General features: G+C 54.5%; 13 protein-coding genes. 9 read left to right on the forward strand and 4 right to left on the reverse strand.

The genetic code is table 11. From position 1 onward, the window contains the following. Nucleotides 1-423: 423 nt before the first annotated feature. The 3 genes from NA624_RS13555 to tctD form a co-directional block, all read right to left on the reverse strand. On the reverse strand, nucleotides 424-1437 hold the full coding sequence (locus tag NA624_RS13555; RefSeq protein ID WP_001059351.1) for a HoxN/HupN/NixA family nickel/cobalt transporter: 1014 nt from the start codon (nucleotides 1435-1437) through the stop codon (nucleotides 424-426). Between the two features lie 132 nt (nucleotides 1438-1569). Further along, complete coding sequence (locus NA624_RS13560; RefSeq protein WP_000872335.1) at nucleotides 1570-2985, reverse strand: sensor histidine kinase; 1416 nt, start codon at nucleotides 2983-2985, stop codon at nucleotides 1570-1572. Continuing rightward, nucleotides 2972-3646: a transcriptional regulator TctD gene (gene tctD, locus NA624_RS13565; RefSeq protein ID WP_001237934.1), complete on the reverse strand. Its 675-nt coding sequence runs from the start codon at nucleotides 3644-3646 to the stop codon at nucleotides 2972-2974. The genes NA624_RS13560 and tctD overlap by 14 nt, the downstream gene beginning before the upstream one ends. Before the next feature lie 154 nt (nucleotides 3647-3800). Between tctD and NA624_RS13570 the strand changes: the two genes are divergently transcribed. The 9 genes from NA624_RS13570 to csiR all read left to right on the forward strand — a co-directional run bounded on the left by NA624_RS13570 (nucleotide 3801) and on the right by csiR (nucleotide 14340). Continuing rightward, nucleotides 3801-4778: a Bug family tripartite tricarboxylate transporter substrate binding protein gene (locus NA624_RS13570; protein WP_000744413.1), complete on the forward strand. Its 978-nt coding sequence runs from the start codon at nucleotides 3801-3803 to the stop codon at nucleotides 4776-4778. A gap of 11 nt (nucleotides 4779-4789) precedes the next feature. Further along, nucleotides 4790-5224: a tripartite tricarboxylate transporter TctB family protein gene (locus tag NA624_RS13575; RefSeq protein WP_001574835.1), complete on the forward strand. Its 435-nt coding sequence runs from the start codon at nucleotides 4790-4792 to the stop codon at nucleotides 5222-5224. A gap of 10 nt (nucleotides 5225-5234) precedes the next feature. Beyond that, on the forward strand, nucleotides 5235-6749 hold the full coding sequence (locus NA624_RS13580; RefSeq protein WP_000382034.1) for a tripartite tricarboxylate transporter permease: 1515 nt from the start codon (nucleotides 5235-5237) through the stop codon (nucleotides 6747-6749). 301 nt (nucleotides 6750-7050) lie between these two features. Then, a complete protein-coding gene (gene glaH / locus NA624_RS13585) occupies nucleotides 7051-8028 on the forward strand; it encodes a glutarate dioxygenase GlaH (protein ID WP_000993105.1) in 978 nt (325 codons plus the stop codon). Nucleotides 8029-8053: 25 nt separating this feature from the next. Further along, nucleotides 8054-9322 carry an L-2-hydroxyglutarate oxidase gene (gene lhgO, locus NA624_RS13590; RefSeq protein WP_000271889.1) on the forward strand — a complete coding sequence of 423 codons (1269 nt, stop codon included), beginning with the start codon at nucleotides 8054-8056 and terminating at the stop codon, nucleotides 9320-9322. A gap of 21 nt (nucleotides 9323-9343) precedes the next feature. Next, nucleotides 9344-10792, forward strand: coding sequence for an NADP-dependent succinate-semialdehyde dehydrogenase (gene gabD, locus NA624_RS13595; protein ID WP_001176518.1), 1449 nt, complete (start codon nucleotides 9344-9346; stop codon nucleotides 10790-10792). Nucleotides 10793-10806: 14 nt separating this feature from the next. Beyond that, on the forward strand, nucleotides 10807-12090 hold the full coding sequence (gene gabT, locus NA624_RS13600; protein ID WP_001095563.1) for a 4-aminobutyrate--2-oxoglutarate transaminase: 1284 nt from the start codon (nucleotides 10807-10809) through the stop codon (nucleotides 12088-12090). Between the two features lie 130 nt (nucleotides 12091-12220). Continuing rightward, nucleotides 12221-13621 carry a GABA permease gene (gabP, locus tag NA624_RS13605; RefSeq protein WP_000531288.1) on the forward strand — a complete coding sequence of 467 codons (1401 nt, stop codon included), beginning with the start codon at nucleotides 12221-12223 and terminating at the stop codon, nucleotides 13619-13621. A gap of 41 nt (nucleotides 13622-13662) precedes the next feature. Continuing rightward, on the forward strand, nucleotides 13663-14340 hold the full coding sequence (gene csiR / locus NA624_RS13610) for a DNA-binding transcriptional regulator CsiR (RefSeq protein ID WP_000126152.1): 678 nt from the start codon (nucleotides 13663-13665) through the stop codon (nucleotides 14338-14340). A 21-nt stretch (nucleotides 14341-14361) separates the two neighbouring features. Here the strand turns inward: csiR and lysM are convergent, their stop codons facing one another. Next, a complete protein-coding gene (gene lysM / locus NA624_RS13615) occupies nucleotides 14362-14811 on the reverse strand; it encodes a peptidoglycan-binding protein LysM (RefSeq protein WP_000522406.1) in 450 nt (149 codons plus the stop codon). Between the last annotated feature and the right edge of the window lie 92 nt (nucleotides 14812-14903).

Below are 14903 nucleotides of genomic sequence, written 5' to 3' on the forward strand. Positions count from 1 at the left end.
CCTGGCATACCGTCAGTAGATTAAAGGTGTAGCCTTGCTTTATGGCATTACAAAAATGCGGGTGGGGTCTATGCTCAATGCATACGTTATTTGTAACAACGCTCTTGTGCATAAACAATACGTTATTGTCAACAGCACTGAACGGGTACAGTGGTTCTTGCTGACAACAGGCTTAAAGATCGCCTTAACACGGGATACCTGATAACTGGATTATATTATGACACATGCAGACTGGCTGATTCTTGGGTATACAACTGTTATTATTATTTTTGGTATTGTATGTTATATCGGATTGCTTAAATTGATAACGAAAGGCAAGCATGAAAAATAACGCACTTACCGGGAAGAATATACTCTCAGGAGATAAAATGCTTCGGCAATGATATGACACCACTGCCGAAATGTTATTTTTACAGAAATCAATCAGGTATTGAGGGTGATTTTATCATAGCCGCGCCAGCGATAATTCAACAACGAGAGCAGCCAGAATAGCACAAAAGCGCCCACTACCCAGAAGCCCACATTCCCCATATGATCGTTAAGCGTGCTTACGGTCTGCCAAAATGTTCCGCTTAACTGTAACGCATCATCAATCAACCCCAGCGCCTCAAGCCCGCCAATCGCCAGCGCGACAATGACAGATGCGGCGGTAATGGTCATATTATAATAAAGCTTACGTAATGGATGCGAGAAAGCCCAACCGTAAGCGCCGACCATGACAAAGTTATCCAGGGAATCCACCAGCGCCATCCCGGCGGTAAACAGCACAGGAAAAATCATCATCGACCAGAGAGATAGCCCCTGGTTAGCTGCTGAAGCGGAAATGCCCAGCAACCCAACCTCGGTTGCGGTATCAAATCCCAGACCAAACAGAAAACCGACAAAATACATATGCCAACTGGAAGTGACCAAACGAAACGTACGCTGAAATATACGCGTCATCAGCCCGCCAGGTATCGCCTCGTCATGCGCCCTCACTGACTCGCCGCGGGTAACCGAGCGAAATTGCCGCCAGACGTTGAACAAAATAAACAGGTTAAGCAGGGCCATCGCCAGCAGAAAAAAAGCGGAAACAGCCGTACCAATCAACGAACCATATTGATGCAAAACATCAATACGATCGCGAAATGCCATCGACGTCACAACAATCGCCAGACATGCCAGAACGACAATGGTCGAATGACCCAATGAAAAAAACGCCCCCACGCCTAAAGGCGTTTTACCCTGCTGCATCAGTTTACGGGTGACGGTATCGATGGCTGCGATATGATCGGCATCAACCGCATGACGCAGCCCAAAGCTATACGCCAGTATGGCTGCGCTTAGCATGACGGCATGGTGATGAAAAACACAGAACGCCCAAATCCAGGCCAGGATGTTAACCCCAACAAGAAAGACGGTTAATGCTATTCCCCGTCGTTTAGTATGATTATTCATGCCCCTGCACCCACTATATTTTTAATTAACGCTACGGTTTGTAGGGGGAATGTATGATCATTTGATTAAAACGTCACACCTCAAGATGCGACTTTTTGTAAACGTGCTTTACCGCTGACACATTTGTGCGCATTACTGCGGAACAAGGCTTAAAAAGCGTATCCGAACGTATAACCCTCCCAACGCTTCGCTACGGGAAAAATGGGGATGAGTACGGTGCAGGCGTGCGATATCATTGACCAAAGCCAGACCAATGCCCGCCCCGGCCACATTTCCTACATTATCGAGCCGGTGGAACGGCTGTAGCGCCAGATGGATGTGTTCATCATCAATACCGGGGCCGCTATCTTCGACAACCAGCGTCACGGCATCACTATCCCGTTCAAGCCGCGCGGTGACGATGCCTTGCTCAGGCGTGTATTTCAGCGCATTATCCAGCAAGTTTCCGCACAGCTCGCTAAGCAGTACCTCATCCCCCTCGATCCACATCGCTTCCTGTTCGCCTTCGTAGCCCAGGTCGATATGTTTACTCCGCGCCTGCGCCAGGCGGGTAAAGCAGCCGCTCTGTACGATATCGTACAGATTGACCGGGGAAAAACGCCGCTCGCCCTGCTCTTTATGCTTTACCGCAGAAAGTTGCAACAATCTTTCCGTGAGCTGAATGGTGCTATCCAGCGTTACGCTCATCGCCTGCAGACTTTCGTACCAGTGATGAGGGTGCTGGCTGGCTAACGCCACCGCCGCCTGCGTTTTTAACACCGCCAGCGGCGTTTTTAACTGGTGAGAAGCATCGGCGCTAAAGCGTTCCTGCCGGGAGAGGATGCCGCGGAGCCTGTCAATGTAGCGATTAAACGCCACGATTAACAAGCGTGTTTCCGACCACGGCAGCAGTTCCGGCAGCGGCGTTAGCAGACCCGGTTCGCGGCGTACCATTAATGACGAAAGTTGACGCATAGGGCGCAGGATCCGGCGTAATAACCAGCCAACCAGCACCAGGGTCAGCAACACCAGCAGCCCCTGTGAGATCCAGGAAGAGAACAGCAGTTGGCCCGCCAGATAACGACGGGACTGCAGCGTCTCTGCGACATAAATCTCCGCCATGCCGATAATGCCGCCTTCGTTGATCGGCTGTAGCAAACGCGCCACGCGGATCGCCTCGCCGCGATACTCGGTATGATAGAACCACGCCAGCGCCGGATAAAGCCGGGTACGAGGCGTAGCGGGCGGCATGGCGGGCAGATCGTCATAACCGGAAATGACCTTTCCGGAAGGGTCGACGACTTTGTAATAGAGTCGATCATTCATATTAAGCTCGAAGCTATCCAGCACCACCCAGGGCACGTTAACTTCCAGATGGTTATTGCGCACCACCAGCCGTTCCGATACCGTTCGCGCCGAGGAGAGCAACGTACGATCATAAGCCTGAGTGGCGGCCTGTAGCGCATTGACATAGCTGTTAAACGCCGACAGCCCCCATAGCAGAATCAGCGGCAACCCCAGGAACAGCAAGAGTTGCAGGTACAACGATTGCGGCTTAACCCACTTCATCGCCGCGCTCCAGCACATAACCCAGGCCGCGCAGCGTCGTAATTCGTACATCGCTTCCCTGGAGTTTTTTACGCAGTCGATGAATATAAAGTTCGATGCTTTCAGGGCTTACCTCATCGTTCAGGCTGAACACCTGTTCAAAAAGCTGCTGACGCGAAACCGGCCGCGTTCGTCGGTACATCAATACGGTTAAGAGCGCCTGCTCACGCGGCGTCAGCGCTAACGGCTGTCCCTGTAACAGAAAATACCCTTCATCATGAAAGATCAATTCCCCCAGTTGCTGAACTTCATGAACCTGCCCAGCGCTGCGTCGGAGCAAGGCCCGTAAACGGGCATCCAGCTCTTCCAGTTCAAAGGGTTTCGGCAGATAGTCATCCGCGCCGACGTTGAGACCTTTTACGCGATCCGCCACCGCGCTTCGCGCCGTGAGCAGCAAAACGGGCAAGGTCTGACCGCGTTTACGCAGCCGTTGCACCACCTCCAGTCCATCCATTCCCGGCATATTGATATCCAGCACCGCCAGCGCGTACATTTCACTGTGCAGAAGATGGTCAGCCGCCAGGCCGTCAAATACGCAGTCCACGGCAAAGCCGTTTTGCACCAGCGCTTTCTCCAGCCAGTGAGCCAGCTCACGGTTATCTTCCGCCAATAAGAGACGCATATCACATCCTGTAAAGTTTCTGCCGCATTGAAAGGGAATTGAAAGGTTATTGTTTTAACAATCACGCAACCGAACTGCTACATGTCGGCTCACATAATCACAAAAATCTTCTTCCGAACCTGAAAAATCCGGACGTCCGGCGTGAGGATAAAAAATGAAAAAACAATTACTTCGTACCCTTACTGCAAGCATTTTATTAATGAGTACCTCTGTTCTGGCGCAGGAGGCGCCGTCGCGAACGGAATGTATCGCACCAGCCAAACCTGGCGGCGGTTTCGACCTTACCTGTAAGCTGATTCAGGTGAGTTTGCTGGAGACTGGCGCTATCGAGAAACCCATGCGGGTAACGTATATGCCCGGCGGCGTCGGCGCTGTGGCCTATAACGCGATAGTCGCCCAACGCCCTGGCGAACCCGGGACTGTGGTCGCCTTTTCCGGCGGTTCGCTGCTCAACCTGTCGCAGGGGAAATTTGGTCGCTACGGCGTGGATGATGTGCGCTGGCTGGCAAGCGTGGGCACTGATTACGGCATGATCGCCGTGCGTGCGGATTCCCCGTGGAAAACGCTGAAAGATCTGATGACGGCGATGGAAAAAGATCCCAACAGCGTGGTCATTGGCGCTGGCGCCTCTATTGGCAGCCAGGACTGGATGAAGTCGGCGTTGCTGGCGCAAAAGGCGAACGTCGACCCGCACAAGATGCGCTACGTTGCCTTTGAGGGCGGCGGCGAGCCGGTGACGGCATTAATGGGCAACCATGTTCAGGTTGTCTCCGGCGATCTCAGTGAAATGGTGCCTTATCTGGGCGGCGACAAAATCCGCGTGCTTGCCGTCTTTTCAGAAAATCGTCTGCCGGGCCAGCTTGCCAATATCCCTACCGCTAAAGAACAGGGCTACGACCTGGTGTGGCCGATTATTCGCGGCTTCTACGTTGGGCCCAAAGTCAGCGATGCCGATTACCAGTGGTGGGTGGATACCTTCAAGAAGCTCCAGCAAACCGACGAGTTTAAAAAGCAGCGCGATCTGCGCGGCCTGTTTGAGTTCGACATGACCGGCCAGCAGCTCGATGACTACGTGAAAAAACAGGTTACTGATTACCGTGAACAGGCGAAAGCCTTCGGACTCGCGAAATAATCGCGGAGGCAATGATGAGCGATCGTATCTTTGCGGGTATCTGGCTGTTGCTCTGTATCGCCGGGCTATTCATCGCCTGGCAGATCCAAAGCGAATACAGCTATGAACCCGTCGGCCCCCGCCCTTTTCCGCTGGGGATTATCGGCCTGATGGCGCTCTGCGCGCTGGCGCTGTTATTACGCCATCCCGACACGGTGAGCTGGCCGCGCCGTCATGTTCTGCAAAAGCTAATTACCATGATCATCATCCTGTTGATGTACGCCTGGGGATTCGAATGGCTGGGTTTTCCCATCGCCACCGCGCTTCTCACCATGGTTATCGGGATGCTGTTCGGCGCCACGATCCCGGCGGCGGGTATCTCCGGCGCGGTATTGGGCATTCTGCTGTGGTATGCCTTTGACCGGCTGCTTGATGTCACCTTACCTCTCGGCGCCTGGCTGAGTTAACGGAGCAACGATGGATACCTGGATATATCTTTCTCAGGGCTTTGCGGTAGCGATGACGCCGGAAAACCTGGTTATCGCGTTGATTGGCTGCTTCGTGGGCACGATCGTCGGTCTGCTGCCGGGCCTGGGACCGATCAACGGCGTGGCAATCTTACTGCCGCTGGCCTTTGCGTTGCATCTGCCTGCGGAGTCGGCGCTAATTCTGCTGGCGACGGTGTACATTGGATGTGAGTATGGCGGCAGGATCTCCTCCATATTGCTCAACGTCCCCGGCGATGCGGCGGCGATCATGACGGCGCTGGACGGTTACCCGATGGCGCAGCAAGGGAAAGGCGGCGTAGCGCTGTCGATTTCCGCAGTCAGCTCATTTTTCGGTTCATTAATCGCTATCGGCGGCATCATTCTGTTCGCCCCTTTACTGGCGCAATGGTCGCTGGCCTTTGGTCCGGCGGAATATTTCGCCTTAATGGTTTTTGCCATCGCCTGTCTTGGCAGCATGATGGCGCAAAACCCGCTTAAATCATTTCTGGCAGCGCTGATCGGTCTTGGCCTTGCGACCGTCGGCGTGGACGCCAACACCGGGGTTTATCGCTTTACCTTTGACAGCGTTCATCTTTCCGACGGCGTACAGTTTATCGTCGTGGTGATCGGCCTGTTCTCGGTATCAGAAATACTTTTAATGCTGGAACATACCAGCAGCGGGCAAACAATGGTCCGCAAAACGGGTCGAATGTTGTTCAACCTGAAAGAAGGCGCGCAGTGTATCGGCACCACCCTGCGTTCTTCGGTAATCGGCTTTTTTGTCGGCGTATTGCCCGGCGCCGGGGCGACCATCGCCAGCGCCATTACCTATATGACCGAGAAAAAACTCAGCGGCAACAGCGATAGCTTCGGCAAAGGGGATATTCGCGGCGTCGCGGCGCCGGAGGCGGCAAACAACGCCTCTGCCTGCGGCTCCTTCATCCCGATGCTGACGCTGGGCGTTCCCGGTTCCGGCACTACGGCAGTGATGATGGGGGCGCTGACGCTGTACAACATCACGCCAGGCCCGGCGATGTTCACCGAACAGCCGGATATCGTCTGGGGACTCATCGCTGCGCTGCTGATTGCGAACGTGATGCTGCTGATCATGAATATCCCGTTGATCGGTCTGTTCACCCGTATGCTCACCATTCCGCTGTGGTTCCTGGTACCCGCCATCGCTGCCGTATCGGCGGTAGGGGTGTATGCGGTACACAGCACCACCTTCGATCTGGTGCTGATGGTCGCGCTCGGCGTGTTAGGGTACATTTTACGTAAAATGCACTTCCCAATGTCGCCGCTGATCCTGGGATTCGTACTGGGGGAAATGCTGGAGCAGAACCTGCGTCGCGCACTCTCCATCAGTAACGGCAATATGGCGATTTTGTGGCAAAGCGGCGTTGCCAAAGCCCTGCTGATCATGGCGATCATGGTCATTGTCGTACCGCCAGTGTTACGTCTGATCCGTAAACACAGCCGTAAACCGCAGGTTGACGCCGGTTAATTGACTGCTGAAATACGTTGTACTTGTCCGGCCTACGCGCTCATGTGCCAGGCCGGGCAACCCCGCCAGCATCCCTCTCCCATAACTCGCTCATTTTACCCCCCTTCTTGCCGTTGTCAGGCTCGTGGCGCCGTTAACCTCACCTTTCGCATTGTTAAATATTTGTTGTTTTTGATCACAATAATTAAACAAAAGCGGTTATTTCATACGCGTTCCTGAAAAATGTCGATATTTTTAATTTATGGCTACGAAATGAGCATCGCCATGTCTCCCTGACCATCTACCGAGAGGAATGATTCTGATGAATGCACTGACTGCCGTAAAAGCGAACACAGATGATTTAGCCCAACGCCATACTGGTTTCACCCTTGCCCCTTCGGTGCAGTCGCCGCGCCTGCTGGCGTTAACGTTTACGGCGGATACCACAAGACAATTTCTCCATCAGGTTGCGCAGTGGCCGGTGCAGGCGCTGGAATACAAATCTTTCTTACGTTTCAAAATCGGCAAGATCCTCGACGATCTGTGCGGCAATCAGCTACAACCGCTGTTGATCAAAACGCTCCTCAACCGTGCACAAGGCGCGCTGTTGATCAGCGCCGAAGGGATCGATGATGTCGCACAGGCAGAAGAGATGGTCAAACTGGCGACGGCGGTGGCGCATCTTATTGGTCGCTCCAACTACGATGCGATGAGCGGCCAGTATTACGCGCGTTTCGTGGTCAAAAACGTCGACAACTCCGACAGTTATCTGCGCCAGCCCCACCGCGTAATGGAACTGCACAATGACGGCACCTATGTTGAGGAGGTGACCGACTACGTGCTGATGATGAAAATCGACGAACAAAATATGGAAGGCGGTAATTCGCTGCTGCTGCACCTTGATGACTGGGAACATCTGGAGTCGTTTTTTACCCATCCGCTGGCGCGTCGCGTCATGCGCTGGGCGGCGCCGCCAAGCAAGAATGTTAGCCATGACGTCTGGCACCCGGTGTTTGATGTCGACCAACAAGGCCGCCCGGTCATGCGTTATATCGACCAGTTCGTCCAGCCAAAAGACTTTGAAGAAGGCGTCTGGCTCAGCGAGCTTTCAGACGCGCTGGAAACCAGTCAAAACATCCTCTCCGTACCGGTACCGGTCGGCAAATTCCTGCTGATTAACAATCTGTTCTGGCTACATGGACGCGATCGTTTTACGCCGCATCCTGACTTGCGTCGCGAACTGATGCGCCAGCGCGGTTACTTCGCCTACGCCGCCAGCCATTATCAAACTCACCAATAAGCGCCACGGCGAAGGAATTATGCGGATGTATGATTTTGTGATTATCGGCGGCGGCATTATCGGCATGTCGACCGCCATGCAACTTATTGATCTCTACCCGGATGCGCGCATCGCATTGCTGGAAAAAGAGTCCGCGCCAGCCTGCCACCAGACCGGGCATAACAGCGGCGTGATCCATGCCGGGGTGTACTACACGCCCGGCAGCCTCAAAGCGCAGTTTTGTCTGGCAGGCAATCAGGCGACCAAAACCTTTTGCGATCAAAACAACATCCGCTACGACACCTGCGGCAAAATGTTGGTCGCCACCTCGGAGCTGGAAATGGCGCGGATGCGCGCGCTATGGGAGCGGACGGCGGCCAACGGCTTAGAGCGCGAGTGGTTAAGCGCGGCGGAGCTGCGTGAACGCGAACCCAATATCATTGGCCTGGGCGGGATTTTTGTCCCTTCCAGCGGGATTGTCAGCTATCGCGATGTCGCGACGGCCATGGCGAACCGCTTTCAGGCCAAAGGCGGCGAGATCATCTACCATGCCGAGGTCAGCGCGCTGACAGAACATGCCGCTGACATTGTTATTCGCACCTCGCAAGGTCGGGAAATCGAAACCGCTACGCTTATCGGCTGTGCAGGGCTGATGGCGGATCGGCTGGTCAAAATGCTGGGCGTGGAGCCCGGTTTTATTATCTGCCCTTTCCGCGGCGAGTACTTTCGTCTGGCCCCGCGACACAACCGGATCGTTAACCATTTGATCTACCCGATCCCCGATCCGGCAATGCCGTTTCTCGGCGTCCATCTTACCCGCATGATCGACGGCAGCGTCACGGTCGGGCCGAATGCGGTGCTGGCGCTTAAACGCGAAGGCTACCGTAAGCGCGACGTTTCCTTCACCGACACTCTGGAGATTTTTCGCTCCGCCGGCATCCGTCGCGTACTGCAAAACCATCTGCTTTCCGGACTGGGCGAGATGAAAAACTCGCTGTGCAAAAGTGGCTATTTGCGGCGAGTACAAAAGTATTGCCCCAGCCTGACCGTCAACGATCTCCAGCCCTGGCCGGCAGGCGTGCGGGCGCAGGCGGTTTCGCCGGACGGCAAACTGATTGATGATTTTCTGTTTGTCACGACGCCGCGTTCCATTCACACCTGTAACGCCCCCTCCCCGGCGGCGACATCCGCGATACCTATCGGCGCGCATATCGTCAGCAAAGTTCAGGCGCTACGCGAAAGCCAGAGCAACCCCGGACGTACGCTGCGTGCGGCACGCAGCGTGGACGCATTACACGCCGCATTTACCCGTTAACCCTTCAGACAGGAAGCAATTATGCAACTTAACGACTCTACCCTGTTCCGCCAGCAGGCCTTTATCGATGGCGACTGGCGCGACGCGCGCGGCGGCGATGTCATCCCCGTGAGCAACCCCGCCAACGGGAAACCGCTCGGCAATGTGCCCAAAATGGGGGCGGAAGAGACTCGCGACGCCATCGACGCCGCCAATCGCGCCCTGCCCGCCTGGCGCGCGCTCACCGCCAAAGAGCGAGCCAATATCCTGCGTCGCTGGTTCAATCTGATGATGGAACATCAGGACGATTTGGCGCGTCTGATGACGCTGGAACAGGGTAAACCGCTGGCGGAAGCGAAAGGCGAAATTAGCTACGCCGCCTCGTTTATTGAATGGTTCGCCGAAGAGGGGAAGCGTATCTATGGCGACACGATTCCAGGTCATCAGGCCGATAAACGGCTGCTGGTGATTAAACAGCCCATCGGCGTCACCGCCGCGATTACCCCGTGGAACTTTCCCTCGGCAATGATCACCCGTAAAGCCGGCCCCGCGCTGGCCGCAGGCTGCACAATGGTACTCAAACCCGCCAGCCAGACGCCGTTTTCCGCGCTGGCGCTGGCGGAACTGGCCCAGCGCGCCGGAATTCCCGCAGGCGTATTTAACGTCGTTACCGGTTCGGCAGGCGATATCGGCGGCGAGCTGACCAGCAACCCGCTGGTACGCAAACTGTCGTTTACCGGCTCGACGGAGATTGGCCGCCAGCTAATGGAACAATGCGCCAAAGACATTAAAAAAGTGTCGCTGGAGTTGGGCGGCAATGCGCCGTTTATCGTCTTTGACGATGCCGATCTGGATAAAGCCGTCGAAGGCGCGCTGGCTTCGAAGTTTCGCAACGCCGGGCAGACCTGTGTCTGCGCCAATAGATTGTATGTTCAGGACGGCGTTTACGATCGTTTTGCGGAAAAACTCAACCAGGCGGTAAATAAGCTCGCGGTCGGCGACGGCCTGCAAGCCGACGTCGCTATCGGGCCGCTGATTGATGAAAAAGCCGTGGCGAAAGTCCAGGAGCATATCGCCGACGCGCTGGAAAAAGGCGCCCGCGTCATTACGGGCGGTGAAGCGCACAAATTGGGCGGCAACTTCTTTCAACCGACCATTCTGGCGGATGTCCCTGATAACGCGAAAGTCGCCAAAGAAGAGACATTCGGGCCACTCGCGCCTCTGTTCCGCTTCAGCGACGAGGCGGATGTCATCAGGCAGGCTAACGATACCGAGTTCGGCCTGGCAGCCTATTTTTATGCTCGCGATTTAAGCCGCGTTTTCCGCGTCGGCGAAGCGCTGGAATACGGCATCGTCGGTATTAATACCGGCATTATCTCCAACGAAGTCGCGCCTTTCGGCGGTATTAAGGCCTCCGGATTAGGCCGTGAAGGTTCCAAATACGGCATCGAAGATTATTTAGAAATCAAATATATGTGTATCGGCCTTTAACAGGAGAGTCGCTAATGAATACCAATAACGCTTTAATGCAGCGCCGTCATAACGCCGTTCCTCGCGGCGTGGGCCAGATTCACCCGATTTTCGCCGAGCGGGCGGAAAATTGTCGGGTCTGGGATGTCGAAGGCCGTGAGTATCTCGATTTCGCGGGCGGCATTGCCGTCTTGAACACCGGTCATTTACATCCGGGCATTGTTTCAGCGGTGGAAGCGCAGCTGAAGAAATTGTCGCATACCTGTTTTCAGGTGCTGGCCTATGAACCGTATCTGGCGTTGTGCGAACGCATGAACCAGAAGGTACCGGGCGATTTCGCCAAAAAAACGTTGCTGGTCACGACCGGTTCAGAAGCGGTTGAAAACGCGGTGAAAATCGCCCGCGCGGCGACAAAACGCAGCGGCGCTATCGCGTTTAGCGGCGCTTACCACGGTCGTACCCACTACACGCTCTCTCTGACCGGGAAAGTACACCCGTACTCTGCTGGTATGGGATTGATGCCAGGCCATGTCTACCGCGCGCTTTATCCTTGCCCGCTACACAACATCAGCGACGACGATGCGATCGCCAGCATTGAGCGCATCTTTAAAAATGATGCCGCGCCGGAAGATATCGCCGCCATTATTATTGAGCCGGTACAGGGCGAAGGCGGATTTTACGCCGCCTCTCCCGCGTTTATGCAGCGACTGCGCGCGCTATGTGACCAACACAGCATTATGTTGATTGCCGACGAAGTGCAAAGCGGCGCGGGCCGGACCGGTACGCTGTTCGCCATGGAACAGATGGGCGTTGCGGCAGATATTACCACGTTTGCGAAATCGATCGCCGGCGGCTTTCCGCTGGCAGGCGTTACCGGCCGGGCAGACGTGATGGACGCTATCGCGCCGGGCGGTCTGGGCGGCACCTATGCCGGAAACCCGATTGCCTGCGCCGCCGCGCTGGCGGTACTGGACATTTTCGAGCAGGAAAATCTACTGCAAAAGGCAAATACGCTTGGCAAAACGCTGCGCGATGGCCTGATGGAGATAGCGGAAACGCACCGTGAGATTGGCGACGTGCGCGGACTGGGCGCCATGATCGCCATTGAGTTGTTCGAAAATGGCGACCCCGGCAAACCGAACGCGGCTCTGACCGCCGACATTGTGGCCCGCGCCCGCGAGAAAGGGTTAATTCTGCTCTCCTGCGGTCCTTACTACAACATCTTGCGCATCCTCGTTCCACTCACTATTGAGGCCTCGCAGATTCGGCAAGGCCTGGAGATTATCGCCCAGTGCTTTGATGAGGCGAAACAAGCGTAATGTCCAATAAGCAGCGTCGGATGGCGACGTAACTGTCTTATCCGGCCTACAAAAACCGTTTCGATTGTAGGCCGAATTAAGCCAAGCGCCATCCGGTAAACGAGCGCAATAACAATAAAGAGGTTTTAGGATGGGGCAATTGTCAGAATCACATGCATTAGGGGGCGGGCTGAAATCACGCCACGTCACCATGTTATCGATCGCCGGCGTCATCGGCGCCAGCCTGTTTGTCGGCTCCAGCGTGGCGATTGCGGAGGCCGGCCCTGCGGTACTGCTGGCCTATCTGTTCGCAGGACTTTTAGTCGTCATGATTATGCGAATGCTGGCTGAAATGGCCGTCGCCACGCCGGATACCGGTTCTTTTTCCACCTATGCGGATAAAGCGATCGGCCCCTGGGCCGGGTATACCATCGGCTGGTTATACTGGTGGTTTTGGGTGCTGGTTATTCCGCTGGAGGCCAATATTGCCGCCATTATTCTGAATTCATGGATACCGGGTATTCCGGTGTGGCTATTTTCATTAGTGATTACGCTTGCCTTAACCGGAAGCAATTTATTGAGCGTCAAAAATTACGGCGAATTCGAATTCTGGCTGGCGCTATGTAAAGTGATTGCTATCCTGGCGTTTATCGCGCTGGGCGCGACGGCGATTAGCGGTTTTTATCCGTATGCCGAGGTAAGCGGTATCTCCCGGCTATGGGATCACGGCGGTTTTATGCCTAACGGCTTCGGTGCGGTGTTAAGCGCCATGTTGATCACCATGTTCTCTTTTATGGGCGCGGAAATCGTCACTATTGCTGCCGCGGAATCCGATACGCCGGATAAACATATCGTACGCGCCACCAATTCTGTTATCTGGCGAATTTCCATCTTTTACCTGTGTTCCATTTTTGTGGTGGTGGCGCTGATCCCGTGGAATATGCCGGGTCTGAAAAGCGTAGGTTCGTACCGTTCGGTACTGGAGCTGCTTCATATTCCGCACGCAAAATTCATTATGGACTGCGTGATTTTGTTGTCGGTGACCAGTTGTCTGAACTCCGCATTATATACCGCCTCCCGGATGCTCTATTCCCTTAGCCGCCGCGGCGATGCGCCTGCGATAATGGGAAAAACTAACCGTAGCAAAACGCCCTGGGTGGCGGTTCTCCTCTCTACCGGCGCGGCGTTTTTAACCGTTGTCGTCAATTATTACGCCCCGGCAAAAGTGTTTAAATTTCTTATCGACAGTTCCGGCGCCATCGCGCTGTTGGTCTATCTGGTGATTGCGATTTCGCAATTGCGGATGCGTAAAATTCTGCTGGCGCAGGGCGGAGAAATTAAGTTGAAAATGTGGCTTTATCCGTGGCTCACCTGGCTGGTTATCGGCTTTATCTGCTTTGTCCTGGTGGTGATGCTGTTTCGACCGGCACAACAACTAGAAGTCATTTCGACGGGGCTGTTAGGGCTGGGCATAATAGGTACTGTCCCCATTATGTCTCGCTGGAAAAAACTGATAAGGTGGCAAAAAGCCCCCCTGCAAAACCTACGTTAGTTATTCCCGGCGTCAGCCGGGAAGCTTCTCAGGAGTAAAAGATGACCGCCCTTTCCCAACCGACGGCCATAGATGGCTATCGCTGGCTTAAAAATGACATTATTCGCGGCACTTATCAGCCGGATGAGAAACTGCGGATGAGTTTATTAACCGCCCGCTATGCGCTCGGCGTAGGGCCGCTGCGCGAGGCGCTGTCGCAACTGGTGGCGGAACGGCTGGTCACCGTGGTGAATCAAAAAGGCTATCGCGTGGCATCCATGTCAGAGGCGGAACTCCTCGATATTTTTGACGCGCGCGCCAATATGGAAGCAATGCTGGTACGCCTGGCGATTGAACGCGGCGATGATGCGTGGGAGGCGGAGATCCTGGCGCGAGCGCATATGCTCAGTAAACTGGAAGCCAGCGATGCCAGTGAACATATGCTCGATGAATGGGACCAGCGCCACCAGGCGTTCCATTCCGCCATTGTCGCCGGGTGCGGCTCCCACTATCTGCTACAGATGCGTGAACGCTTATTTGACCTGGCGGCCCGCTACCGCTTTATTTGGTTACGTGAAACCGTTCTGTCCGTCGAGATGCTGGAAGATAAACATATTCAGCATCACACGTTAACCGAAGCGATACTGGCGCGCGAGGCGGCACGCGCCAGCGAATTAATGCGTCAGCATTTGCTGACGCCGATTCCCATTATTCGCCAGGCGATGGCAGGAAAAATGTAGCCAGGCGCGGCCTGATAGCCATTATTCTTCAGGAATACGCAACACTTGTCCCGGATATATTTTTTCCGGGCTTTTCAGCATCGGTTTATTTGCCTCGAAGATTTTATTATACAGATTGGCGTTACCATACACTTGCTTTGAAATAGCGCTCAGGGTGTCGCCTGATTTTACGGTATAAAACTGACTTTCAGCCGCCGGCGTCGTGGTTTTAACCTGATCGTCAACGCTGCTAATCCCGGCGATATTCCCCACGGCAACCAGAATTTTTTCTTTTGCCTCCTGACTCAGCCCATCACCCGTCACTGTCGCTTTTCCATCAGCAATTTGCACATTCACTTTGTCAGCGTCGGGTATTCCCGTTTTATTTAAATGTTCCTGGACTTTTTTCGCCTGATCGTCCTTATCATGATTAGCGGTTACCGCGTCCCAGAGTTTTTCACCTGCATCTTTTACAAAATTGAAAAGTCCCATATTCACCTCGCTTGTCAAAAATACACACAAAGAAAAGTGTAGCAGAGGGAATGAGGTTATCCTGATAAGCGGCGCTTATGCGCCGCCGGTGG

Origin of the sequence: Salmonella sp. NW38, from assembly GCF_051807745.1 — a bacterium.
Lineage (GTDB): Bacteria > Pseudomonadota > Gammaproteobacteria > Enterobacterales > Enterobacteriaceae > Salmonella > Salmonella enterica.

Coding starts and splice junctions, on each gene's coding strand:
- NA624_RS13555 (WP_001059351.1), bottom strand. CDS start 1,437: ATGAATAATCATACTAAACGACGGGGAATAGCATTAACCGTCTTTCTT.
- NA624_RS13560 (WP_000872335.1), bottom strand. CDS start 2,985: ATGAAGTGGGTTAAGCCGCAATCGTTGTACCTGCAACTCTTGCTGTTC.
- tctD (WP_001237934.1), bottom strand. CDS start 3,646: ATGCGTCTCTTATTGGCGGAAGATAACCGTGAGCTGGCTCACTGGCTG.
- NA624_RS13570 (WP_000744413.1), top strand. CDS start 3,801: ATGAAAAAACAATTACTTCGTACCCTTACTGCAAGCATTTTATTAATG.
- NA624_RS13575 (WP_001574835.1), top strand. CDS start 4,790: ATGATGAGCGATCGTATCTTTGCGGGTATCTGGCTGTTGCTCTGTATC.
- NA624_RS13580 (WP_000382034.1), top strand. CDS start 5,235: ATGGATACCTGGATATATCTTTCTCAGGGCTTTGCGGTAGCGATGACG.
- glaH (WP_000993105.1), top strand. CDS start 7,051: ATGAATGCACTGACTGCCGTAAAAGCGAACACAGATGATTTAGCCCAA.
- lhgO (WP_000271889.1), top strand. CDS start 8,054: ATGTATGATTTTGTGATTATCGGCGGCGGCATTATCGGCATGTCGACC.
- gabD (WP_001176518.1), top strand. CDS start 9,344: ATGCAACTTAACGACTCTACCCTGTTCCGCCAGCAGGCCTTTATCGAT.
- gabT (WP_001095563.1), top strand. CDS start 10,807: ATGAATACCAATAACGCTTTAATGCAGCGCCGTCATAACGCCGTTCCT.
- gabP (WP_000531288.1), top strand. CDS start 12,221: ATGGGGCAATTGTCAGAATCACATGCATTAGGGGGCGGGCTGAAATCA.
- csiR (WP_000126152.1), top strand. CDS start 13,663: ATGACCGCCCTTTCCCAACCGACGGCCATAGATGGCTATCGCTGGCTT.
- lysM (WP_000522406.1), bottom strand. CDS start 14,811: ATGGGACTTTTCAATTTTGTAAAAGATGCAGGTGAAAAACTCTGGGAC.